Here is a 25,466-nt window from a genome sequence, read left to right as displayed (position 1 = left end):
AAAGAAAACTATTTCCTCTCTAACTCAGGCTCATATAATACGGATAATGAAGAATATATTATCGAATCACAATTACTATTTTTATCTAAAAATTCAGATTATATCCTGGCAGAAACAACGTCAGAAAATCAGACATAAACAACAAATACAACCCATTGATTAATAATTAAATATTTTAGATATTTTGCATAAAAATCAATGAGTTATAATATAAATACCGCAAGAACCTCTTGAGTAATAAATACGTAAACTTCTTGTCGATTTGTTTCTCGCACTATTTCATGTTAGTCTACTTGCATCAAAATCAATAAAGGAGTGTTGTTTTGAGTTCTCGAACGCATAAACACAACAGAATTAAAACACCATCAAACTTAGATATTTTCAGGTCATTTTCTCGTTTTATTTGCACCTATTTACACTCTTGACTTTTCTCTCTGATTATCCCGTTCTACTAGCGCCTTATTTGAGGTGTTGGTTACAAGAGTAGATATTCGGATAGCGTTTTTTACCTTCGATTTTTCAATACATTCCGAACATATCTACTCCAAAACTCTAGCAAGATAAGGAGTCAGTTATGTCTGTCAGTCAGCATTACAATTTAAAGTACATATCGATGATCTGCGGCGTTGCCGCACTGGGTGGATTACTGTTTGGTTATGACACGGCGGTCATTTCCGGCGCAATCAATCCCATCAAACACTACTTTCATCTCGATTCCGTTGGTGTGGGTTGGGCAGTTTCCAACGTCGCTATCGGCTGTATTATCGGGGCATTTGCCTCAGGCTCATTAGCTCATAAAGTGGGGCGTAAAAAGGCGCTCGTTATCGCCGCCCTCCTCTTTACCATCTCTGCACTGGGTGCAGCATTAGTTGATTCCTTTGCGTGGTTTATCGCCTATCGCATGCTGGGTGGCTTAGCCGTTGGTCTTGCATCGGCAATATCCCCCATGTACATGAGTGAAGTGTCGCCCAAAGAAATTCGTGGCCGGGCACTGAGTATGCAAAACTTCGCGATTGTTGGTGGGCAAGTAGTGATCTTTGTCGTTAACTTTTTTATCGCGCAAGGCGCGTCGCAACAATGGCTCTCGTCAATGGGCTGGCGTGTCATGATTGGTTCTGAAGTGATCCCGTGCATCGCCTTTTGTCTGTTTGTTCTGTTCATCCCTGAATCACCACGCTGGTTAGTAGCAGTAAAACGTCAGCAAGAAGCTTTTACGATTTTAGAAAAAATTGGGGGGACGCACTACGCGCAGCAAACCCTCGCTAATATTGAAGATTCATTAACACAAGACCATCAAAGTAAACAGAGCAAAGCTGAGAAGAAACATTTGCTCCATCAACGTCGCTTTTGGTTATTTGCCTTTTTGGCCTGTACGGTAGCATTCATTCAGCAAGCCAGTGGCGTTAACGTGATGATGTACTTTGCCCCTGTCGTGTTAGAAAAAGTGACGGGCAACACGGATACCGCGATGTTTTTAACCATTTGGATTGGTGTGTTCCAGCTGATTGGTACTGTCATCGGTTCTATGCTTATGGACAAAATTGGCCGTCTACCACTGCTTAAAGTGGGTTCGGTCGGTGCAGTAATAGGTTTACTTCTCACCTCTTACTTCATGTACCACAGCAGTGGTGTAACTGGCACTGCCGCTTTAACCAGCGGTTACTACACCTTGATGGGCATGTTGGTCTTTATGCTGTTTTTCTCGCTCTCTTGGGGGTTAGGTGCATGGATTGTTATCTCAGAGATTTTTCCGAACCGTATGCGTGCCGTCGGTATGTCTTTAGCGATCACCATGATGTGGATTACTAACTTTATCATTGGCTTAGTATTCCCAATCCTGAATGAGAATGCGTGGTTAACCTCTCATTTCCATGGCGCGTTTCCAATGTGGATCTTCGCCGCCATTATGGTCCTAGCAACGCTCTTTACCTTCCGTTTCTTACCAGAAACCAAAGGCGTGCAGTTAGAAAAAATGGAAGAGCACGTGATGAACTATCTTCATCGCCCATCCAACACGCCAGAGCTGGATAAAGGCACTTACAAACCACGCACTGCGAAAACTAAGCCAAGTCGTGAGAGCAAAAATCGCCTCAATTACGGTCACTCTGTTAAAGGTACTGGCTTTGCCAATAGCCGTTTAGCGAAAAGCAGCATCGCCAATCCAAGGTATGGGGCAAGCCGTTTATCACGCAGCCGTTTAACCACAGGAGAATAAGACAATGAAGTTGAACACCATCAAAACCATGCTTAAACACCTGGCCATCAAAATGGGCTTAACGCTTCTTGGTTGGGTCGCTCAATCAGGCCAGGCACTGCGCCCGTTTAAAGGCAGTGAACGTTTATTGGATGAATACAGTGACGCGGATTTACGTTAGAGCGCTTAATGAGTCGTTACGTCGCAATGACTCTGTTAAAAACTACCCTGTTAATACGGAGTGTTGATTGAATACCCAATATTAGCGAATCCGTGTTAACGTGGTGGCACATGGACGTAATACAGAAACAACTTGGATGTTAAGACTCTCTTTACTGCATCGCATCAGCACCTTAAACACACCAGTGGTGATCATCAACGGCTTGCCGGGCACAGGCAAATCCACGCTGCTAAAACAACTTGCCAAGCAGCGCCACCAGCAGGTGTTTAGCACTCTGCCCAATCCCGCCGATGTTCCTGTCGGCGAGCTATTGATTTGGGATCCTGCAGGTCAAAGCTTTCAACTGCATCTGCAGCAAGTGATGGATTTGGTTCCAGCCCTTGAGCAACGTAGCCAAACCCTAATAATGAGCGCCGCTTGGGTGGGGGAGACGCAGTGGCTGACCAACGCCCTACTCTATGAAAAAATCACCTTGGTAGAGCAGCGCCATTTGATGCTGACCGAACACGATATTGGTGAAGCGTATCCACACAGTGACGCTCAGACAATTTGGCGTGATACCCGCGGCTGGGCAGTGCTCGCCGCCAACTGGGAAAAGCGTGGTGAAGAGCGCATCATGCACTCTTGGACCGATTTTGTGCGTAACCGCATTATGCCGCTGCTGCCATTTCACGAACAAAGGCTACTGGTTGCGCTCGGTTTTGAAACCACGATTCATCGCCAATCCATCACGACCGACACCTTGCATTTAGAAGCGTTAGAGCCGCTCATCGAACTCACGCAACACAATGAGTTTGCGCTTGGCGTTCCGTTTCTGCGCCCAATTTTACAAACCATTGCCAAACAAGAGACTCGCCTATATCAAGACGCGATGCGGTTAGTCTCACGGCACTACTATCTCAATGGCGAGCGAGTCAAAGCCATCACTACCGCGCTGCAAAGTAACCACTTTGATTTGGCGTTGCGCTGGTTTAACGAAAGCGGCGGTGGTGTGTACGGCTATCATCATGGTTTTGATGAGCTCGAAGATATTCTGCGCCATTTCCCCACCATGCTACTTAATCAAGAACTTTCCCTTGCGTGGGCAAATGTGATCTTGCTGTTTAAACGTCAGAAGTTTCTCGCTGCACGCAGCTTTATCGAACATCTGCCGCAGCAGAACAAAACGCATTTTGAATCCGATGAAGAGCGCGGCATTTTCACCTTAATTAAAAGCAAATATTTTGCCTATTTTCGCTCCAATACCGAGGCGGCGCAGCTGAAGCAATTTACTCAATTAGAGAGCTGGCTGGCGAGCAACCCTGGTGCGCTGATGAACTATTACGGCACCTTATCGATTTATCACTCCAACATTGGAGAATGGTTTAAGGCCTCGCTACTACTAGAGAAAGAGCTGCTGCTCGCCACCCAATACAAAGTGCCCTATTTGATCTTCTTTTGCCATTTCAATATGGCGCGCTTAAACCTGCGCATGGGTTATCCGCAAAAATCGGCGCACCATGTTGAACAAGCCGAAATAGCCCTTAAACGAACTACCTTTAGCTCACATCTTAGTTACGAGTTAAACTTCGTCACGCTGGCTCAAGGCATGATTGCCCTAAACCAAGGCGACATTCATGCTGCTCAAGTTGATTGGAAACGGGTCAGCGTATTGCGCCAACACTCGGAAATATGGCCAGAGTTTTTAAGTCAGATTCACCTATTTGGCATCACCACCAAATTACTCACCCGTGATATTGAAGGCGCAGCGTTATTGCTTGATGAGCTGCGTTACGAATATTTTTCTAACTTTGCCGATGACCATGCCACTATCTTCTATCGCTTGCTCACCGTGCTGATTTTGCAGCAGCAGGAACGTTGGGTTGAAGCCCAGCAACATCTTGATGCCATTTCGCAAAGCAACTATGCGGTCGCTGGCAACTACCACCTGTTTCATCTGTGGCTAAAGAGGCGCAACCAAGTTGGGCTTATCTGCATTCACCAACACAAAGGCGCTAACGATCTGCCGCACAATGAGTTATTTCAATACCCATACAACGAAATTCAGTTTTTGGTGCAGGATTTGAAGCTCTATTGGCACAAACGGGATTATCAAAAACTGACTCGACCGGCTATTGACCTTTTGCAACGTTGCCATCAATTAACGCTGTGGAGCCCGCTCCTTCTGGAACAGCACTGGTTAAACAGCGCCCTCAATTGGATATGGAAGAAAGAGAAGTATCGCTACACCAACACCTCGTTTGAGCAGGCGTATCGTCACTGGCAAAAGCTTTATCAGCCCTTTGGTCAAGCTCAACCAATTGACGAACTCACCAGTAAACAGCTGCAGATCATTTTGCGTTTGGCGGAAGGTTTATCGAATAAGCAGATCGCGCAATATTGTGGGATCAGCGAAAGCACGGTGAAGTTTCATCTCAAAAATCTGTTTAAGACCTATGAAATAAAAAATCGCCAGGACCTACTGGGACTGGCGAGGATCAAAGGTTGGATCCAATAACAGGAATAATGATGACTTAACGGCTTTAGCAAGCAGATGCTCCGCCATCATAGAGAGCATCTGCCAAATTCAGAGTTACTTCCTTACAGGGCGACATTTCCAGTTGTACTTGGAGAAGTCAAAGTAGAAACTCTGAACAGGGACAAACTGCATATCACTCAAACAGTTATTCACTGCCATGCGATAGCGTACGGTTTGCAAATACGCGTCAACTTGGTTGTCGACTAGGTATTGTTGCAACTCGTGGTAGATGTCATCGCGCTTTTTGGTATCCAGCTCTTTACCCGCTTCATCGATCCATTTATCGACTTTTGGATCGTTGAGCCAAGACATGGATGCCCAAGAGCCAGCGGATTTCGATGAATATTGGTTAAAGAATACCGATTGTGGCGATGCGTACGTTGGACCAAAGAAAATTTGGTTTACGTTAGGCGTTGTTTGTGGCTTAGACGCAATTTGAGTAATACGACTCCAAGGGTCAGCTTCCAATTTGGCTTTAAAACCGATCTGCTCTAAGTTGGCTTGCATCATCAATGCAATCTCTTCTTCGTACGCTGAGCCAGCCACATACCCCAAGGTAATTGGAATCGTTTGACCTGCGTATTTAGAGAGTTTCACCTCTTCAGCCGCTTTCTTCAGATCGTATTTTGGTGCGTTAAGCGATTCTAAATACGGGCCTTTAAACAGCGACACCAACGGACCTGCCATTGAGTTCCCAGGATGCAGCTCGCTATTGACCAAGTCGTAGTCAATCGCATACGCCAAGGCTTTACGAATATGCACATCATCGGTGGGAGCCAACTGGTTGTTAAACTTAATGTAATAGCCAGTCGCAGTGCTCAAATCTTGGATATGGTAGTTCGGCAACTTACCAATCGCATTCAAGGTTTCTTCTGCTTGGTAAGTACTACTGATGTCCAATTCACCTTTGTTGGCGAGCGCCTTGATGGTCGATTCGTCAGAGGTGATCAGGACACGCACTTTCTCCAATGGGTTTTCAGGAAAACCATAGAAGTAATCGTGATTACGTTGAAATACGATTCGGCTGCCGCGCTGCCACTCTTCTAGCTTATACGGCCCAGTACCAATTGGGTTGGCCGCTAGATACTCTTCAGACCAACCGTCTTTGCCTTTATGTTGCTCTGCAACGCTTTTATCCACCACAAACAGCAGCGGTGTCATGCCAAGGAAAGCCGATGATGGCTGAGTGAGCGTGAATTTCACGGTATGAGCATCCACCGCACTCACTCCATCCGCTTTGAGGAAACCACTAAAGAAACCCGATGGACCTTGATTGATGGTTAATAAACGTTTGACGGAGTAGACCACATCGTCAGCTGTGACAACGTCACCATTTTGGAACTTAGCATCCGGGACTAAATGGAAGGTAAAGGTCTTACCATCAGCACTGATATCCCAGCTTTTCGCTAGCAGCGGAATCACCTTCCCGGTTTTATCTGCGGTGGTCAAACCGTCATACAGGTTCACCGCCATCATGTATTCGGTGTAGTCGGTAATTTTCGCTGGGTCGATGGTACCGACCACCTGAATCACGTTCATGGTGGCGGTTAAATCATCAAACTTGCCCTGGCCAGATTCGGCCATCGCGCCTTGAGCCAACGCCGCAGAGGCAATCGCGGCCGCTATCCACGTTTTCTTCATCACAACATCCTTATTGATCTATAGATAAATTAATAACTTTCAAACGGTTGATAAGTTACGTCTGTATAACCAAAGGCTTTTGGCCCCACCACTTCAAGAGCACGGCTTGAGCGCAGCAGTGGATGACACGGAATACCAAGCACTGCCACTTTTTGTCCATAGCGCAGTACTTCCGTGGTAATGGCATGCCCAGTTTCCACATCCAAAATGATGATCAAATCCGGCACGGAGCAGCGCACTTCATCACCGATACGAAAGATGAGGTTTTCGTTTTGTATATCCACTGACGCTTTTTGCTCAGCAAAATCAGCAAAGCCTTCTAGCGCTACCACGCCACGGGTAAACCCTGCCGCCATCTTGCGCTCAAGATCGACGATCTTGCCGGTAAACAGCACCTGACCGTTCTCTTGACGACAGATCTGCTCAATCGGGTTGAGTTTGTTTTTATTGGCTTCCATTACCGCTAAACCCAAGTTTTTCGCCTGAGTGACCGTACCCGGAACCGCGTAGCGTTTTACGTATTCACCGCTCATTGGTGCTTCCACCATGCCTGCGCCGCCGCCCATTTGAACCACGCAAGCGCGAGCCAAACGTTCCAGCCAAAACTCATCCACCAAATCTTTAAAGATCACCGTATTACCATGGGCATCCGACATCGCCGCGGGCATGCTGCTGTGTCCGTAGATGCTGAAAGTGGTCATCTGCATTTCAGGAAACGCGCGCCCCATACCATCGCCATCGACCATAGGCAGGCCGGTGATCGCTGAGATAGCCGCAGGACGAAGACCATTCGCACCACCGATTTCCACCGGGATAATCGCATCGACCTTTTTACCGACTTCTTCTTCCAAGGCGCGAATCGCGCGGACGATCTCTTTGCCTTCACAAATTTTTTCCATAGAGACGGCAGGCGCGCCAATGTTACCGACCGAAATCACTACCGCGTCATCGTCCAATTCATCAAGGCTAATCAGGCGAACTTTCGCCCCCTGGCGCATTTCACCCAGCGCATGGAGTTTGCCGTAATAGGGGTTACCACCGCCGCCAGTGCCCAAAATACCAGCACCAATCTCAATCGCTTCAATATCTTTTTCTGTTAACTCTTGCATGTTAAAACTCCAAATCCCCAACGACTTTGACACGGATACGAGTGGCATTGCCCGGTAGGTATGCCAATGGGATATCTTCTTGATCAACAAGGCTGATGGTGTCGGCTTTTGCGCCGGCTTCAATGGCTTTTTCGGTTGCCGCTGCGCGCGCTTGATTAAGCGCATCATCACGGGACATTTCCGCTAGACTGAAAATACGGTCGACTTCGCCGCTCACCTGCGCAATCGCAGCACCAACAGCATTAGCAACGGAGAAATGATTAGGACGCAAAGTGGTGAGATCGCCAATTTGATCAGGGGCCAAAATCGAACCGCCACCGACCACGATAACTGGAATTTTGGCTGCCGATAGGCGGTTTTTCTCAACCGTATCTTGAATCATGCGGTCGATTTCTGCGAGGGCAAGCGACAAGGTTTCTTTATCCAAATCAGCCACTTTACTTGCATCGCCTACTTCAGCGCGACCACTCGCCACGGCAATATCCGTTGCGGTTAAGGTATCACCACCAAACACGCGAGCTTTTTCGGTAATTCGATAACCCACACTTTCAGGGCCAATGGCTACCACACGCTCAGCACCGTCACCATGAGGGAAAACCATGCTGCCACCACCTAAGCCAACGCTAACCATATCGGGCATGCGAAAGTTAGTGCGAATACCGCCCACATCGACCGACATCGCTGCTTGGCGCGGAAAGCCTTGCTGCACTAAACCAACATCGGTGGTGGTGCCACCGATATCGACCACAATCGCGTCTTGCTCACCAGAGAGGAACACAGCGCCGCGCATTGAGTTCGTTGGACCGCTCGCAAAAGTCAGCACCGGAAAACGTTCAACAAATTCAGCGCTCATCAAGGTGCCGTCGTTTTGGGTGATAAAGAACGGGCAATTCAGACCACAGCTTTCCAGAGCGTTACCAAAGGCTTGCACGGTTTTACGACTCAGTTTACGTAAACTGGCGTTCAGTACCGCTGCGCTTTCACGCTCTAAAAGGCCAATGCGCCCTACTTCGTTAGACAGAACCACATCACACTCAGGATGAATCTCATGGATCAGCTGTTTAACACGCTGCTCAGAAGAGTCATTAACCGGACTGAATACGCAGTTGACCGCAACCGCTTGGATGCCTTTCTCTTTTAATTCTCCAGCGATACGCACAATCTCCGCTTCATCGAGCGGGTTGATCATGCGGCCATCAAACTCAAAACCGCCTTTCACTAAATAACGACCGCCATCGACCAGTTTAAGAATGTCATCTGGCCAATCAATAAAAGGGGGCACGCTCAAGGTGGCAGGCAAACAGACACGAATCACGGCAGTACGAGTTAAGTGTTTACGTTCAACCACCGCATTGGTGAAATGGGTGGTGCCGATCATCACGGCTTTAATGTCATGGTCGGCAATCCCTGATTCGGCAAGTACCGCTTTAAGGGCTTGTTGCACCCCAGTGGTGACATCTTCTGACGTTGGCTGTTTAGTTGCCGCTAACACAGCATCGTCCAGCATAATGACGGCGTCGGTATTGGTACCACCGACGTCAATGCCTATCCGATAGTTGGCTTTCATCTTTACTCCTTAAACATCACGCTGACTGCAAAATCGTTGCAGCATCATCGCCACTTAAATAGGGTTTATGTTGTTCTTCATCGTCACTGAGCACGGGAATCGCGCGAATCAATGCTCGGGTATAGTTGTGTTTCGGATTAACAAACACTTGCTCGGTTGGCCCCACTTCCAGTAACTCGCCGCGATACATCACCGCCACACGGTTACAGAAATTGCGCATCAAGCTTAAATCGTGGGAGATAAACAGATAGGTCAATCCCAGTTCGCGCTGTAGCTTTTGCAACAGCTCAATCACGCTTTTTTGCACCGACACATCGAGTGCTGAGGTCGGTTCATCCAACACTAAAATTTTCGGCTTCGCCGCCAGCGCGCGCGCAATTGCCACACGCTGCTTTTGCCCACCCGACAAACTCGATGGGTACATTTGGGCGTATTCTGCGGGCAACTCCACCAGCGCTAATAGTCGTTCAACTTCCTGATCTAGCTCTTTTTGCGACGCGATGCCGTTTTCACCGCCAATGAACTTAAGAGGGATCGCTAAGATTTGCGCAATCGTGCGACGCGGGTTAAGTGACCCCGCCGGGTTTTGATGCACCATCTGAATGGAATGGCGATTTTTAACTTTGCCGCGCCACGATTTGAGCGGCATGCTTTCCAGCAGAATGTTGCCATCGGTATTATCAATAATGCCCATGATCATCCGCGCCAGCGTGGTTTTGCCTGAACCAGACTCGCCCGCCAAACCAAAGGTATCGCCTTGATGAATCGATAAAGAGAGCGGTTTGACCGCTTGCACGCTTTCGATTGGGCGCTGACGCCAATCTTGTTTGGTGACGAAGGTTTTGCTCACTTCGACGACCTTGACCATCACTTTTTCATCGCGCAAACGGGTTACTTTGCCCATCTCTGGGCCATAAAGTTTCGGCACGGAATCAAACAGACGCTGAGTATAAGAATGCCGTGCATGACGAAAGATGGCATCTAAGCTACCGTGTTCGACGATACGCCCATGTTGCATTACATACACCCGATCCGCGGTTTTACGCACTACGCCAAGGTTATGGGTAATCATCAATAAAGCCAGTTGCTCATCCTCAACCAACTGGTTGATCAATTTGATGATTTCATCTTGCGTCGTCACATCCAGCGCTGTTCCCGGTTCATCGGCAATCAAAAGCTTAGTCGGATGCAGCAGCGCCATCGCAATTAATACCCTCTGACGCATACCACCTGACAGTTGCCACGGATAGGCGTTATACACCCGCTCAGGGTCATTCAATTTCACCTTACGCAGCACCTCAATGATATGCGCTTTACGCTCTGCTTTAGCGAGTGGTTTACCTGTGGTGCGTTCAACAAATTTCATGATATCGCTTAGGTGATCACGCACCCGAAACACAGGGTTAAATGAGGTTTGCGGGTCTTGCTGAATCATCGACATCACGCTGCCTTTAAGGCTTTCGCGCTCAGCTTCGCTCATGCTTTTAATGCTGCGACCTTCAATCAAAATGTCGCCGTTTAAGATCTGCACATGATCCATGTTGAGCGTACCAATCAGCATTTTGCTGGTGACACTTTTACCCGAACCAGACTCGCCAATCAGCGCTACACGCTCTCCCGGTTGAATACTTAAACTGACGTTATGCAATACCTGACGCGAACCGCCATACACTTTAAACGCAAGGCTTAAATTTCGAATTTCCACTAGAGATGTCATGCTTTAAACCTCCACATCAAAGAAATCGCGTAGGCCATCACCCAACAGGTTAAAACCTAAAATGGCATACAGAATGGCTAACCCCGGCATCATCGCCTCCCACCAATATTCAGGCATATAAGACGCGCCAGTAGAGACCATGGTGCCAAGGTCTGGCGTTGGCGGTTGCACGCCAAGGCCAAGAAAACTCAAGGTCGCGCCAAACAAAATCACAAAGCCCGCATCTAAGGTGGTTTTGACGCTGATGGCCGCAATGCAGTTCGGCAAAATCTCCTTCACCACAATGTGCCAGTGACTCGCGCCAGACAGACGCGCCGCTTCAATAAAATCTTCCGTCACAATGCTTTTCGCCAAGCGATAAACCAAGCGGCAGTGCCAGTTCCACCATAAAAAGGCAATCGCAATCATGGCATTGACTAAGTTCGGCTCAAGAATGGAGGTAATTGCCAGAGCCAGCGCCAAAGGCGGCACGGCCAATAACATGTCGTTAAAACGCATGATCACCTGCTCTACCCAGCCACCAGCGTAAGCGGCGATAATGCCGAGCAATACACCAATCGGCACAGAGAGCGCCAGCACACCAACGACGAGTGACAGCGAAATGCGATAACCAAAAATCACTCGGGAAAGAATGTCGCGACCTACGTTATCGGTGCCTAACCAATACTCCCAACTTGGGGCATGGTGACGCGCACGAAAGTTAACAAACGTGCCTGCATGTTCAGGATGCGGCGCTATCCACGGGGCAAACACCGCGACAATCACCACACTGAATACGATCAAAAGCCCGATCACTGCAGTTGGGTTGCGGGTAAAGCGATACCACGCTTTTTGGAAGTTGCTGTACTCTTTATCTGCCTTCGCTGGAGCAAATTCTTCTGTCCCGTTGGGAAGTTGGGTGTTATCCAGTTCCATGATTAGGCTCCTTTGAGTTTAACGCGCGGATCAACCAAACCAATGATGAAATCAATCAACAGGTTAACCACGATAAAGAACACCCCGGAGACCAGCACCACGCCAATCACCGCATTAAAATCTTTATGCAAAATAGAACGTACACCGTAGCTAGCAACCCCTGGCCACGAGAACACCATTTCCACCACAAAAGCGTTACCAATTAGCGAGGCAAATTCCAACCCCAAAATGGTGAGCGGCGCAGACGCAGAAAGGCGCAGCAGATATTTAAAGTTCACTTTGCGTTTAGAAACGCCGCAAGCACGCAAGGTTTCCACATGGTCACGATGGCTAAATTCGATCATTGAAGAGCGAGTAATGCGCATCACCTGACTGATCCCCGCCGCAGAGAGTGCTAACGCTGGCAGCAGAATGTGTTGCAATGCATTGAGCCACACATCCCAGCGCCCTTGCAGCGCACTATCAAGCAAAATTAGCCCGGTAGCGCCGCCACTGTAATTAAACGAAGCAGACAATCGCTCGGTGACAGGCAATTCAATCCAACCCAGACTCGCCGCCAGTTGCAGCATCAAAGCAATCAGAAAAGAAGGCGTAACGACCCCAACTAAGGAGGTAATTCGTGAAAACTGGTCAAACAAACCATTAGGACGATACGCTGCCAAAATCCCGAGCGGCATACCAATACACGCGGTAAAAGTAATCGCCACCAACACCAATTCCAGTGTTGCGGGTAGTGCTGAGGTAATATCGGTGAGTACCGGACGGTCGGTCACTGTCGATTGCCCCATATCCCCTTGGAACAAATTGGCAATGTAATCAAAGTACTGAACCACAATCGGCTGATCGAGGCCCATCTTAATGTGCAGCGCCTGAACCTGTGCCGGCGTTGCCAATGGACCTAACGCAATACGAGCCGGATCGCCCGGCACCAATCGCGCCACAACAAAAATAATGATGGAGAGCCCAACTAACACCAGCACGAGCCGCATCAGTCGTAGCCATAAGTAATAGGCTTGGTTCATTTATCTATCCTTGATAACTGTTCCTTGCCTATTAAAACACCACACCCACCGCCCCCACACAACCCTCACCACGGGTAGTTTTTTGAGTATATCGGGTAGTTAACACCAGAAAAATTGAACAATTTGCGGGCAAATAAGGGAATGGTAATGGAATGGATTAAGAAAAAACTGGCTGGATTTTGGGGAAATTGGCTTTACATATGAAGTTCTTGTTAGAGCCCTTCAGACTAATGAGATCATTAAGATTGAATATTCCCTTAATAGGGTCAAAAATAAGCTTTCAAAACTTAAGCAATAAAGGCAATCGAAAGCCCATTGATTGTCAGTCCATGGGCTTTCTCTATGTCTCAATAGTTTATTTAATCAATATTAATCATCAATTATCTCCATATATTCACAAAGCTCTCTTTTTATTCTATAAAACTCTTGAATCGATACGGTTTCACCATCAAACAAATAATTTCCTTGTTTGCAACTAACACGAAACGTCTCTTGGCTTCCTGTAATAATAGTAATGTCGACATCATTTACAAAAAAATGGGAAACCTGATCTAGATTAATATAAAGTTCATTAGCAATTTTAATTGATTTTGCCATTATAAATCGTCCTTAATATACATTTTATTACTCATTAAAATTTCAAGTTCAGTGATGATTTTTTCTAAAATAATGTCCACACTTTGGCAAGCATCAACACATAACCAATTCCCGACAGGTAATGATTTATTCATAGAAAAATATAAAGATCTAAGCTTTTCATTAGCATTGTATTGAAGCGTATTCATATCTTCATCAGTACACACATTTCTTGCCTTAATACGATTAGCTCGTACTTCAGCAGGAACATCCAAATAGACGGTTAACGTTGGTTGATGAAGAACTAATTCAACTTCACGACATTTAAACTGTTTACCATTACTCATCCATGCATGATAGACCTGTGTCGATAACCAGTATCGATCTAACACGACGGGCTTTCCTTGTAAGTTAAGCTCTTTAGCATCTTCCGAAGCCTTTAATATCGAAGCCATATAAAACATCTGGCGAGCTTTAACATTATTATCAAAAACGATATCCGTCACTTTTCTAACTTCCTTTAATTCTTTATCAGGAGAAGTTAAAAGTTGTGCATCCAACAATTTTGCCAGTGCAGTTGAAACAGTTGATTTACCACAGCCATCTAGACCTTCAATTACAATAAACATAAATAACCTCTGTATAGATTTGAATTAATATTATTTTTTAAAATTGATAAAATATATTATTTTAAGTTCTTGAAATTCTTTTCATAACTTTGTCTTGGATATAGGAAAAACTTTCTCTCATTCGACTTATTCGACATTACCAGTCTATAATTTCGCCCTACTCTAAATCGAATAAGATCAGGGTTACACTTAATTACCCTCCCTCCAATCTTATCAATTGGGGCCCCATAGAAGGTCAATTTCATAATAGAATAAATTTTCTTTTTCGTTGTTTTTGATAAATTAAGCCACACATTATAATCAACAGAACATTCATACAGCTCTTCATTCATAACATCAAAATCATTATGTTTTTTAAATGTGCCTGTAATAAAATCATCATCGCATACTAAAAAATAATACCCCCTCATCTCGGTATTTCCATTAGTATCGATTTGCAAATTTCACTGGATCAAAGCCGGTTTCAGCTAGAGCAATGCCAATTGGCGTTGTAACTAGTGATCTACTTTTTATATATCCACCGAATTGATCCCCATTTTGGAAAAATGAACCATCTGGACTGATCATCAGATAAGAGCCAGTCATTGAGTCGTTATTTTCAACCGACATAAAACTATTAGCTGATCTATGACGCTCAACAAATGCTGAAAACTGTTCATCAGTGATGGCAGCTATTGATTTAAATACCGGTAATACACGCAGTACCTTCCACTTATTCGGTAAAAGTACTTCCATCAACGAAGTAAGGTTCTCCTCTGTATTATATTGGTTCACTACGGTATTAATTTTCAATTCAGTATTAGGTGCAAATTGCCTCATTTGTTGAAAGATATTTTGCAACCTTTCTGCTGTGAGTATTGCTCCTGATCTTGTTACCCTGCCGACTTGCTTCTGTACGTTTTCACTTATTGCATCGTAGCTAATGCCCAACATTTGAAATTTGGAGCCATGATTTGAGATAAAATCATCGGTTAAGAGATGACCATTAGTGATAAGCGAAGTTTCAAATCCCAACTCTTTCGCATAATCCAAAGCTTCAATAAAGCGCTCTTTCAACAGCACAGGCTCTCCACCAGCAAAGTTGAGTCGCACGCTCTCATATTTCAATTGGGCTCGAATTGGGTTTGATCCAAGAAAATAGTCTGCCAATTTGGCGAGCACTGCTTTCATTTGGTGAAGATCACGATGTAGCTCATTCGGCTTTGCCCACTTGGCATAACAATAATGGCAATCGTAATTACACTTTTCAGTGATGTGATAGTTGATAACTAGTTGATTTACTTTAGACATAACACTACTCCTTCGTTTCGATAGGAGTAGTGTTACTTTGTGCAGTGCACAAAAAAGGACTTTTTTAGTCGGGAAGCAAATTTAATAAAGATTGGAAAGATAGCGCCTCTTGATAATCCCTTTGGACTCGGTCAACGAGGCTGGAAAGCATTGGGTCATCCGCCAAGAGTTTTGCATCTATCTCAAGACTCAGGCAGTTCGCTTTTTCCAAATCATTTTCCAATGACGCAAGTAATAGTGCATCTTTAAGGGAAAGAGAAAGCCGACTATTACGTAGCAATTCATATAGTAGTCCACCATTTGTCAATGCTATTTGCGGCAAGTGTTTTGAAAAAGGATTTGTTAAGCGCTGATTCCTAAGATCAAATGTCTCATCACTTAGTTGTTGTAAAAAAGCGCGGCTCTTATCCTCTAATGCATTTAACTGGTTAACCTGCTGAGCACTCAACAAGCCTTCTAAACACTCCTCATAGGCCGCTTTTCGTTCTTTCCACTTTTCGAAAATGCTCTTTACCTTCTTGGTGTCGTTGTAAAACGCATCTAATACGAGAGCATTGAACAAGCAACTAACACCATCTGATGTTAAAGCAACACTTTCCTTGCCTTCTGTACCCGTTTTAGAAGGAAACCGTTTAATTAAGGAAGAAGGAATCGTTCCATTTCGAACATAGCTATTGGCTTTAGTTCTCAAACATTTGCCATCCATACCAAACAGTTCTTGAACCGCTTGACTAGTATTTATTAACGACACAAAGCAGTCTCCAAAAGAACGGTTTCACCGTAGTAATCTTGAGGCGATGACTTAGCTATCAGTTCTGCTGTTTTATACATACTATGCTCACCCCATCGACATTTCATATCAGCATGCTCGATCGCACCTAAGCAATATCCTGCTCTGAAACTCTCATCTTTAGAGGTGGTCAGAAATGCCCCAAAACGTTCTTCCTTCTTGTTATAGAGTTCAATATATTCGCGACACGATTGAATTAGAAAAGTGGCAGAACCAGTAGATGCGTCAAGCTGCACTAGACTTAATGCTGGAGTGGCAGTGAGTATTAAGACGATACCTAAACTTAATGATAGTTTCATTGTGAGATCTCCGCATCATTAGCACTGTTATCAACGTTAAGTTCAGAGGAATTAAAAGAGTACTTTAAAATATGGTAGCTATATGCAGTCATAATCATAGACGCAACGTAAGAAAAAACATTAATCATAGGAGAGTAGTTGATCTCTTCGAGTGAAGCGTCAAATGCAAGATAGGCTATCAGTGCACAAGCGACACTGAATAAACACAAATAGGCTTGATAAACAAAAGGGGTGATTAACTTTCTCACAAATGGTGCTTTTAATCTTAAACACAGCTTTATGTACTTATAAATGAAGCAAACCAGCACAATAAGATACAGCTCTTCAATGAGGTCGAGTTCAGATAAGCTATAGCTATACTCAAATATTTCTGAAGGTAATAACACAAACATTGCTATTCCTAATAAGAACATTGTTATTAGCCATAACCATTTAATAGCAAATTTAATTCCTTGCCATACCCTTGAACTAACTTTCTGATCTTTATTTATTTCCATTATTTAACCGTTACTAGATGGGTGGTGAATAGACGTTTTAACAATCTGGCAAACTTCTCAGCCTTAGTCGGGCGCTGATTCACTATTTCCTTAAATGACAAGAGATAAAATCAACGCAACTAACTAGTTTTTTCGCAAGAAATCACAAACTTACAAAGTTTTACAGACCAAAGGCGATATTAAGACACTAGACACATAAGAACAATATCAAAGTTCTATGATTCGCCAGATTATTGATTATGATAAATATATTAGATTTACATGAATCAACTTCTCGAGGTTTGTCTACCTACCCCATCCCACACCTAAACCACCCTATGTATCCCATTGCATTTATTGTGGTTCGTGCGATAGTAGTGGCTCTCACTTTTCCACGATAAGCAACGCGGCACGGACTTCGCGCGCTGTGGTATTGGCTTTTTTGAATACATGGAGGTATTCCGTTCATGAATGCACATCTCGACATCAGCCCTCTCGCTCAAAGACTTTCTGAGTCATCTATCCGCACGATCGCCAATTACGGTATGACCTTACCTGATGTCACTCCCCTGTGGTTTGGTGAATCGGATATCCCAACGCCCAAATTTATTTCTGAAGCAGCAATTGCGAGCTTGCATCGAGATGAAACGCGCTATACGCCCAATAATGGCTTACCGCAATTGCGCACCGCATTAGCCGATTACTCGACTCGCCTATTCGCCCGTCCCATTGCCGACAACAATATTGTGGTGACGGTGTCAGGCACCGACGCAGTAATGCTTGCCTGCCAAACCTGCATCTCCCACGGAGATAAAGTGGTAGTGATCACCCCAGTCTTTCCTACCTTGTTCGCTATTCCTGGACTGCTGGGTGCAGAGGTTGTGCCATTTGCGTTAGAGCAAAAAGAGAACCGCTTCGAACTTAATCTTGAAGCGCTGTTTGCCGAGGCGAAAGACGCAAGGGCGATCATTATTAACAGCCCCAACAATCCGACCGGTTGGATGGCATCTCAGCAAGAGATTCACGCGATTATGGCGTTCGCGCGTGAACATGGTGTTTGGATCGTATCGGATGAAGTGTATAGCCGTCACTGCTACGAAGATGAAACTGCGCCCTCTTTTGTTAAAGAGATGCAAGCAGACGATAAGCTGATTATCTGTAACAGTTTTTCTAAAGCATGGTGTATGACAGGCTGGCGTCTTGGCTGGCTGACACTTCCTGAGTGCTACACCCCGACCATAACCAAATTGATTGAATTTAACGTGTCGTGCGCACCTGCTTTTGTGCAACATGGTGGACTAGCGGCAATTACCCAAGGCGAAGCATTTGTTACACAAACGCTTGATCGTTTCCGTCAAGGTCGTGAATTAGTACAAAAATACCTTGGCGATATTGAAGGTGTGACCTTATACGATATGCCTGCAACCTTTTATGCTTTCTTAAAAGTGCGAGGCTTAGATGACAATAGCCAACCAGCCATCTTAGAAATGATTGAAAAATATCGGGTTGGCGTAGCGCCAGGTGAAGCCTTTGGTAGCGCAGGCGCAGGTCATTTGCGGATCTGCTACGGCAGTCATCCTGATAAGTTAGAAAAAGGATTGGCGGGCATTCGAGAATTTCTCACTGAGTTTGTTGCGCGCGCATAAGCAAGTGATTCTGAGGTCAGAGTCAGCTTTTCAAACAGTTCTTAGCGTAACCTAGCAACGGACATTCCCCAAAAACGGACTTTCCCCAAAAGCAGAGACCGCCTATGCGGTCTCTTTTCTTAGTATTCTTACTCTCCGCTGGTGCAATGAGAACCAACTCAACTCAGCCATCGTTCAAATCCCAAATTAGCCAATTAAAATCAATGCATTAATCTCATATTAAAAATTCCCCTACGACGATAAATAAACTTCACCATATTAAGCCTTTCTTAAGAATTACTGCCTATTCTGAAGATCAAGATGGTCAACAGTCCATGTGAGGTGTTTATGAAAGTGCTCGTTCAAATTGACAAAACTGCCTGTTTCAAAGAGTACGTGTGGAGCATGCCGCTGTGCTGCATTAAAGGAGACATCGTTTCAATCGACCCTTTATGTGCCTCTCAGTTGGTGCGTGAAAGCACAGGTCATATGGTGTTAAACGCCAATCAACTCACCATTGACTATTCATCGGTAGCAGATCGATACCAATACCGTGAAACCGGCAAGTTGGCCTCTTAAGTGATCCACTTCGTGCCATAAAAATGCAGCGAATAACTGCTAGGTTGTCTCATAACTTAAGGAATGGAAACAGAACGTGAATTATCGTCACCCACTAAAAGCGCATATGTCTGACCCAATGCAACAGCTGTACAAAAAGATCATCCTGCATTTTATTAGTGATGATCAGCCGTACTTGGGGCATAGAGTTCGCATCAATGACATTGCCAGTGCCGAATCGTTACTGACCAAGAAAAAGCAAATCGAACTTAACTATTTGTTTGAACAATATGTTTGTTTAGTTCAGCACTTACGAAATGCACATCAAGCATATGACCTTAAGCTAGAAAGAGAGCGTAAACTGCGTCTAGTGGTTGCGGCAATTTACATTGTGCTATTCAAATAGCTTTTTTCTCAATAACGACTCACCTTAAATACATTCCATATTGATACGAAGAAGGACAATTTCCCTCTTCGTATTTACCAATCTTTACCATTAATTGTGTTTTTCAGTGTTGCATCACCTTAATAGTTTATGCTGACGTTTATTAGCAAAGATTAAATAATAAAAAACTTTGTGTGATTATAATCACAGCTTATTTGATCGCCAATTGTCATCGACTTTTTTAAGATTAGAATAAACACAAATCGGATTGTTACTGTTTATCAGGCAAAACCTTACTCCAAATGATGTTATCAAACTGGGGTGAGGTTTTTTTGTTTGTGTACAATTTATAATCATAAAATTCCATTTATTTAAATGGACGGCATTGTATTGCCTTTTAAAACCCAATAATCATAAAACGTAGATAGCTTAATTACATTTCTTACAATAGTAATAGGAACAAAATTATGAGCCGAACTCTTAACACTACCCTTTTTCTTATATCTCTTAGTGCATTTTCAAGTGCGCAAGCTCGAACAGATAATGATGGCAACTGGATTGAAAACTATTTAGATAGAAATAACGGCAGCGAATTAGCACAATTTACTGACATCGATAATAATAGCCGTTGGTATTATAATCTACGTTTCCAAGGTACAACTACAGTCGGCAGTTCATTTGACGACCAAGGCAGTAAGTTAGAAGCGAGCCTGCGCCTACGTGGTAAAACCATGTTCACCGATGACCTCGGTTTCACTGGCGACTTCTGGCTAAAAGCGAAAGAAAACTATAATAAAACTAATGGTATAACTTCAAATCACTACGACGATCTTGATGAAGGCGCAAGTTGGGAAAACCTGATTTTTGGTATTGAATCCAATACCTTCGGTACACTTGCTTACGCGAAACACTCAGCAAACTGGGCTGTGTATGCCACCGATATTGGTATGCACGGTCAATACGATATCCAGATGGATGCAGGTGGTAAAAACGCGGGTAAAATTATTTATAAAAGCTATTTTGACAATAATCTCTTTGTTCACACCAGCTACGACACTAATTCAGACATTGCTGGTTTAGATATTGGTTATCAAACAGCGAATATTTATCCTTTCCGTCCTGACTCTTATGGTGTTTATTTCTCCATGCATAATGGTCAGCCATTGCTAAATAAAGGCTACAATTCCAATATTATCGGTAACGTTAATACTACTTCAAATATTAAATCAGACACAGATTATAACCGTGATAGCGAATCACTCTATACCTATTCTGTAAGTGGTTATAAACAATTTGGTTTCAGTGGCCGCATTGGTGCGATCATGGCTTATTCTGACCGTGATAATGATGAATCTATCCGTGAAATTAGAAAACAAGGTTATACCAAAGGTGGTTTAGGCTTCTCTATTTCATCGACTTACCAATATTTCCCAGAAGGATTTAAAGGTTGGGGTCCTGTGATTACTGTGTCACACGATGAGTTTACTGACAAAATTGTCCCACAAATGCAATATTGGTTTAGTCCTCAAGTACGCGTTTGGGCGGGTCATATTATTACCACCCATGGTGAAAATTCGACTCAAGCTGAATTTGAGATCGACTACTAGAAACGAAATATTACTCATTAAACGCTAATCTCTGCCCTTAGCTTTACGGGATGACTGCTGATAAGTCATCCCTTTTTTAACATTTACATAACCCATTGCATAATAAATGTGCGAACTATCATATAAATCATAAAACACTCAATGATATAAGTTATCCACGTCTTTATACGACCAATGCCCTCCTATACTTATTCCTGTGCTGAATACAAGCGACTAATCAACAAGGAATTTTAACTATGGTGGGTGTAAAAAGCGTACTAACAAGTTTGATTGCCTCGGCAGCGGTCCTCGCAGTGGGATCAAGCTATGCCGCTGATATTAAAGTGGGTATGTCTGCTGCGCTAACTGGGCCAGCTTCGGCTCTGGGCATTGCAGTAAAAGACGGTATTGAAACCTATTTTGACGAAGTCAATGCAGCAGGCGGTGTCAATGGGAACAAACTGGTCTTTGTACCACTTGATGATGGCTATGAACCCGATAAAGCCGCTCCAAACATGAAAAAGCTCATTGGCCAAGATGGTGTTGTCGCGGTTTTAGGTAACGTGGGTACTCCAACCGCTGTGGTGACCGTACCGATTGCGAATGAAGACAAAACCTTATTGTTCGGTGCTTATACCGGTGCAGGTGTATTGAGAAAATCACCACCAGATCGTTACATCATTAACTACCGAGCCAGTTATGCTGAAGAAACGGCCGCGATGGTGAAAAACCTATTGGCAAATGGCATTAAGCCAGAAGAGATTGCCTTCTTCACTCAAAACGACGGTTATGGTGACGCTGGTTACAATGGTGCGGTTGCCGCGTTAAAAGCGCAGGGTTTTAACGATACTGATAAACTCGCGCACGGACGTTATACACGTAACACGACGAACGTCGAACAAGCCCTTGGGACACTGCTCGATGCTCCAGTTGAGCCTAAAGCGATTATCATGGTAGGAGCATATGCGCCATGTGCTGAATTTATTCGCCAAGCCAAAAAAGACTTTGATAACGTGTTGTTTTTAAACGTTTCGTTTGTCGGCAGTATTCCGCTACTGAAAGCGCTGGGCAATGATGCTGAAGGCGTCATCGTCACTCAAGTGGTTCCGCACTACGAATCTGATCTTCCTGGTGTTGTTGCTTATCGGAATGCCCTCGCTAAATACAAACCTAATGCTCAACCGGATTTCGTGTCACTTGAAGGCTATTTACTCGCCAAAATCTTCGTTGCTGGCGTAGCAAAAGCTCCAGAAGTGAGCCGCGAAGGAGTGATTGACGGATTAGAAAAACTCAACAGCTTGGATATCGGTATCAAGGTGCCAATCACCTACAGTGCTAGCCAACACCAAGCAAGTCATGAAGTGTGGCCAACCATTATTCGTAACGGTCATTATGAAGCGCTAGATTGGGCGACTTTGCGTTAACCCCTTTGAGGATTCACTATGTTGAGATTATCTGTTCGTCAATTACTCATTACTTTATCGGCAGGAGCGATCGTTTCCGTTCTGGTAGTAGCGGGAATGATCTTTTGGCTCGGTGATGTCGCTAACTCTCTAAGTGGAGTGATGGATAATAATGTCAGAGACTCTGAACAAGTGAACAATGTTAGCCAGGACGCCTCTGCGCTGCTGGCTAACACTCTGAAAATTACCTCGGCACAATCAAGACAGGAACTTGGTAGCGCATCAGACTACCAAGTTTCCCTTTCTGACTCCGGTCATAACGAGCTGAATCAAATCGTAAAAGAGTTCTCCAACGCGAGCCAAGCGCTCTACAGTACCAAGTCTGCCCTGCTTAATAATGAAGAGCAGATTCAATCAATATCCAAGCAATCAACGGATTTGATGGACAAAATTCGTAAAAATGCCGGTGGACTGCTCGGCAAAACATCATTAGAAGAGAAGCGTCTTGTTCGCCGCGTCGAACGCGCATTGAAAAAGTTGAACGCCGACTCTCCAAGTACAGAGTGGCTTGAAACTTCGAAGCAAGCATTAGAGGTGTTACAGGGTGACAGCGATAAAGTAATCACCGCAGCAACCCAATTAAGCCAAGGCGTCACCCAGTTAGAAACCATTAACTACGCGATTCAAAGTGCTGCCGATGAGTCGCGTCTGATCAGCTTGGAAAAGAACGTCGCCGCCCCAACTCAAGCCTTAATTGATGACAAAATAAATACGTTACAAGGACTTATACAAAACGATGACAATTTAAAACAGTTGTTAGCAGAGCTGATTGTGCAGAAAGACCAGCTCTACTCCCTGATGTTCACCTCTAAAACATCGATACTCGCTGTCCGCCGAGTCAACCTAGATCTGCAAGCAAAACTGAAAGATCAAAGTAAACAAGTCTCTGAGCTTGCTACCAAAATGAGTGCGGCAGCCGATAGTGTCATCGATGCAAGCCAACAAGCCAGTACCGTGGCATTAGCGGACTCCAAAGGCACCATCGATAAACTTCTTAACAGCAGCGGGATTGTCGCAGGCGTGGTGTTGATAGCGTTGATCATCGCCTCTTTTGGTATCACTCGTTCCATTACACACCCACTGGATCAAATTTCCAAAGCAATGGCCGACATTGCTGACGGTGAAGGTGACCTGACTCGTCGCATCCAAGTATCAGGGATTCATGAAGCAATTGTACTGTCTGAATCGTTTAACCGCTTCGTCGCTCAACTGCAACAAACGGTAAAATCCCTTGCCGATGTTGAAAGTGAGTTGAGTCAAGCGGTGAACACGACCTCACGAGTCACCAAAGTTAGCCATGACAACATTGAAACTCAAAGTGCGGAAACGAACCAAGTGGCGCGTGCCGTTGAGCAACTAAGCCAAAGCTTTGCTGAGGCATCAGGTCTGGCATCTCAGGCCTTATCGGCAACACAAGATGCCTATAACGATGCTGAAACTGGACAAAAAACGGTGACCGATTCCGCCAAAGCTATCGGACAACTCGCCTCGAGTATCGAAAGTGGCGTCACGTCGATGGAAAAACTGACCGAAACCAGCCGCAACGTGATGACGGTATTGAGTGTCATTAGCGACATTACGGAACAAACCAACCTACTCGCTCTGAACGCAGCCATTGAAGCGGCGCGTGCTGGCGAACACGGCCGCGGCTTTGCGGTAGTTGCTGATGAAGTGCGCTCATTGGCAGGACGTACGCAATCATCAGCAACAGAAATTGCGCAGATTTTGGAACGGTTTAACCAAGACGCCCAAGCAACACTTTCCGTGATGTCGAAAGGTAAAGAACACGTGGATATCAGCGTCGAGCAGTCGAAACTGGTTTCACAAGCATTTAGTAATATCAACAGCAGCATTAAAACCATCCACGATATTAACGAACAGATATCGGACTCTGCTGTACACCAAAACAATGCGGCACAATCGGCATCATCGAGCGTAGATAGAATCAACACCATCAGCGCAGGAACTCGCGATTCCATCAGTGAAATCCAACGATCTTCGACGCTACTCGACACCCTATCGAAACGGCTGCATACCGCAGTGCACCGTTTCCGCTTTTAATCTATCTGTTTTTAATCCGTCCGTTTTAAAAAACGTAACTTTAAAACCATCGACTTTAAAATCAAAAGGCCACTTCATCGAAGTGGCCTTTTCAATAGCAATCTTGTTCTGTTTGCCGCTACAGTGCAGGTTCTGCTTCGCGTACCCTTTTGACTGGCTGCGCCGCAGTTCGAGTTACTGCTGCCGGTTTGTTTTGTGGGCGACTGACTGGCGTTGCAACTGCAGGCTTAACCGATACCACACGTAATGATTTCAACTGATTGGTTAACTGCTCACGTGTCTCCATGCCGCTTTTTTCAATTGCCACACTTTGCTCTACCAGTTTGCGTTCAATCTGCCCCTGCTGCATCTTTAATCCGGAGTAGACTTGAATCATCAACTTACGTAGTTCTTCGGAATTTTCCACTTGCGTAGCGCTTAACTTTCCCGTCGTTCGCTGAATCTGTTGAAACTGCTGCAGCACTGACATGCGTAATTGATCGACCTTTTCCTCACGTTGAGCGGCTTTACGCTTGAGCTCCGCCGTGTCATTGGTAATAAACTGGTTTAGTTCAGCAAATTCCAATTCAATTTGGCGTCGATGCTTCACAAACATCTCATTCATGGTCGCTAATTGTGTTTGTGCTGCTTTTTGGTGTTGATACTGTCTAAAAAAGATAACGCCCTGCAACAGGATTAACACTGTCACTGCGCCTAATAAAAGCCAGTAAGATTCTGGTGACATCACGTCCATCAAAATTCCTTTACCACTTAAAACCCTTAACGCCACCACGAGAGCCTGTTTGTGGTGTACAAATATGTATATTCAACTTTCCTAAATAAATGATTTTGAGAGGAAATTTGATTCGGGGTAGACGTTACTAC

The 25,466-nt window shown here is 44.8% G+C and carries 22 protein-coding genes; 9 read left to right on the top strand and 13 right to left on the bottom strand.

Annotated features, from left to right (window positions below; genetic code table 11):
- The first annotated feature begins 574 nt into the window (after positions 1 to 574).
- The 3 genes from OCV11_RS07395 to OCV11_RS07385 all read left to right on the top strand — a co-directional run bounded on the left by OCV11_RS07395 (position 575) and on the right by OCV11_RS07385 (position 4,872).
- Positions 575 to 2,215, top strand: a complete 1,641-nt coding sequence (locus OCV11_RS07395) for a sugar porter family MFS transporter (protein ID WP_261896000.1) — start codon at positions 575 to 577, stop codon at positions 2,213 to 2,215.
- A 4-nt stretch (positions 2,216 to 2,219) separates the two neighbouring features.
- Positions 2,220 to 2,375 (top strand): hypothetical protein, encoded by a 156-nt coding sequence (locus OCV11_RS07390; protein WP_261895999.1) that lies wholly within the window; start codon positions 2,220 to 2,222, stop codon positions 2,373 to 2,375.
- Between the two features lie 136 nt (positions 2,376 to 2,511).
- On the top strand, positions 2,512 to 4,872 hold the full coding sequence (locus OCV11_RS07385) for a LuxR C-terminal-related transcriptional regulator (RefSeq protein WP_261895998.1): 2,361 nt from the start codon (positions 2,512 to 2,514) through the stop codon (positions 4,870 to 4,872).
- Between the two features lie 75 nt (positions 4,873 to 4,947).
- Here the strand turns inward: OCV11_RS07385 and OCV11_RS07380 are convergent, their stop codons facing one another.
- From OCV11_RS07380 to OCV11_RS07325, 12 genes are all read right to left on the bottom strand, one after another.
- Entirely contained in the window at positions 4,948 to 6,534 is a 1,587-nt protein-coding gene (locus OCV11_RS07380; RefSeq protein WP_261895997.1) for an ABC transporter substrate-binding protein, read from the bottom strand.
- Positions 6,535 to 6,563: 29 nt separating this feature from the next.
- Positions 6,564 to 7,643, bottom strand: coding sequence for a DUF917 domain-containing protein (locus OCV11_RS07375; protein ID WP_261895996.1), 1,080 nt, complete (start codon positions 7,641 to 7,643; stop codon positions 6,564 to 6,566).
- Between the two features lies 1 nt (position 7,644).
- Positions 7,645 to 9,210 carry a hydantoinase/oxoprolinase family protein gene (locus tag OCV11_RS07370; RefSeq protein WP_261895995.1) on the bottom strand — a complete coding sequence of 522 codons (1,566 nt, stop codon included), beginning with the start codon at positions 9,208 to 9,210 and terminating at the stop codon, positions 7,645 to 7,647.
- A 16-nt stretch (positions 9,211 to 9,226) separates the two neighbouring features.
- On the bottom strand, positions 9,227 to 10,927 hold the full coding sequence (locus OCV11_RS07365) for a dipeptide ABC transporter ATP-binding protein (RefSeq protein ID WP_261895994.1): 1,701 nt from the start codon (positions 10,925 to 10,927) through the stop codon (positions 9,227 to 9,229).
- A gap of 3 nt (positions 10,928 to 10,930) precedes the next feature.
- Positions 10,931 to 11,842, bottom strand: a complete 912-nt coding sequence (locus tag OCV11_RS07360) for an ABC transporter permease (RefSeq protein WP_261895993.1) — start codon at positions 11,840 to 11,842, stop codon at positions 10,931 to 10,933.
- 2 nt (positions 11,843 to 11,844) lie between these two features.
- A complete protein-coding gene (locus OCV11_RS07355) occupies positions 11,845 to 12,864 on the bottom strand; it encodes an ABC transporter permease (RefSeq protein WP_261895992.1) in 1,020 nt (339 codons plus the stop codon).
- Positions 12,865 to 13,233: 369 nt separating this feature from the next.
- Entirely contained in the window at positions 13,234 to 13,461 is a 228-nt protein-coding gene (locus tag OCV11_RS07350; RefSeq protein ID WP_261895991.1) for a hypothetical protein, read from the bottom strand.
- On the bottom strand, positions 13,461 to 14,069 hold the full coding sequence (locus OCV11_RS07345; RefSeq protein ID WP_261895990.1) for a dTMP kinase: 609 nt from the start codon (positions 14,067 to 14,069) through the stop codon (positions 13,461 to 13,463). Before OCV11_RS07345 ends, OCV11_RS07350 begins: the two co-directional genes overlap by 1 nt.
- A gap of 423 nt (positions 14,070 to 14,492) precedes the next feature.
- Positions 14,493 to 15,359 carry a viperin family antiviral radical SAM protein gene (locus tag OCV11_RS07340; protein WP_261895989.1) on the bottom strand — a complete coding sequence of 289 codons (867 nt, stop codon included), beginning with the start codon at positions 15,357 to 15,359 and terminating at the stop codon, positions 14,493 to 14,495.
- Positions 15,360 to 15,423: 64 nt separating this feature from the next.
- Positions 15,424 to 16,110 (bottom strand): hypothetical protein, encoded by a 687-nt coding sequence (locus OCV11_RS07335; protein ID WP_261895988.1) that lies wholly within the window; start codon positions 16,108 to 16,110, stop codon positions 15,424 to 15,426.
- Positions 16,101 to 16,448, bottom strand: coding sequence for a hypothetical protein (locus tag OCV11_RS07330; RefSeq protein ID WP_261895987.1), 348 nt, complete (start codon positions 16,446 to 16,448; stop codon positions 16,101 to 16,103). Before OCV11_RS07330 ends, OCV11_RS07335 begins: the two co-directional genes overlap by 10 nt.
- Positions 16,445 to 16,945: a hypothetical protein gene (locus OCV11_RS07325; RefSeq protein WP_261895986.1), complete on the bottom strand. Its 501-nt coding sequence runs from the start codon at positions 16,943 to 16,945 to the stop codon at positions 16,445 to 16,447. The genes OCV11_RS07330 and OCV11_RS07325 overlap by 4 nt, the downstream gene beginning before the upstream one ends.
- Positions 16,946 to 17,391: 446 nt before the next feature.
- On the opposite strand from OCV11_RS07325, the gene OCV11_RS07320 reads away from it, so the two are divergent.
- The 6 genes from OCV11_RS07320 to OCV11_RS07295 all read left to right on the top strand — a co-directional run bounded on the left by OCV11_RS07320 (position 17,392) and on the right by OCV11_RS07295 (position 24,602).
- Positions 17,392 to 18,570 (top strand): pyridoxal phosphate-dependent aminotransferase, encoded by a 1,179-nt coding sequence (locus OCV11_RS07320; protein WP_261895985.1) that lies wholly within the window; start codon positions 17,392 to 17,394, stop codon positions 18,568 to 18,570.
- 327 nt (positions 18,571 to 18,897) lie between these two features.
- Positions 18,898 to 19,128, top strand: coding sequence for a hypothetical protein (locus tag OCV11_RS07315; protein ID WP_261895984.1), 231 nt, complete (start codon positions 18,898 to 18,900; stop codon positions 19,126 to 19,128).
- A gap of 76 nt (positions 19,129 to 19,204) precedes the next feature.
- On the top strand, positions 19,205 to 19,513 hold the full coding sequence (locus OCV11_RS07310; protein ID WP_261895983.1) for a hypothetical protein: 309 nt from the start codon (positions 19,205 to 19,207) through the stop codon (positions 19,511 to 19,513).
- A gap of 446 nt (positions 19,514 to 19,959) precedes the next feature.
- Positions 19,960 to 21,099 carry a hypothetical protein gene (locus OCV11_RS07305; RefSeq protein ID WP_261895982.1) on the top strand — a complete coding sequence of 380 codons (1,140 nt, stop codon included), beginning with the start codon at positions 19,960 to 19,962 and terminating at the stop codon, positions 21,097 to 21,099.
- Between the two features lie 236 nt (positions 21,100 to 21,335).
- Positions 21,336 to 22,502, top strand: coding sequence for an ABC transporter substrate-binding protein (locus tag OCV11_RS07300; protein WP_261895981.1), 1,167 nt, complete (start codon positions 21,336 to 21,338; stop codon positions 22,500 to 22,502).
- A gap of 18 nt (positions 22,503 to 22,520) precedes the next feature.
- Positions 22,521 to 24,602 (top strand): methyl-accepting chemotaxis protein, encoded by a 2,082-nt coding sequence (locus OCV11_RS07295; RefSeq protein ID WP_261895980.1) that lies wholly within the window; start codon positions 22,521 to 22,523, stop codon positions 24,600 to 24,602.
- Between the two features lie 118 nt (positions 24,603 to 24,720).
- On the opposite strand, the gene OCV11_RS07290 is transcribed toward OCV11_RS07295, so the two are convergent.
- The gene (locus OCV11_RS07290; protein WP_261895979.1) at positions 24,721 to 25,335 is read right to left on the bottom strand and encodes a hypothetical protein; all 615 of its coding nucleotides are present in this window, start codon (positions 25,333 to 25,335) and stop codon (positions 24,721 to 24,723) included.
- Between the last annotated feature and the right edge of the window lie 131 nt (positions 25,336 to 25,466).

The sequence above is a fragment of the Vibrio porteresiae DSM 19223 genome (assembly GCF_024347055.1).
Taxonomy (GTDB): domain Bacteria; phylum Pseudomonadota; class Gammaproteobacteria; order Enterobacterales; family Vibrionaceae; genus Vibrio; species Vibrio porteresiae.
The sequence above is the reverse complement of the archived record's forward strand: the minus strand, read 5'-3'. Positions and strand labels throughout refer to the sequence as shown.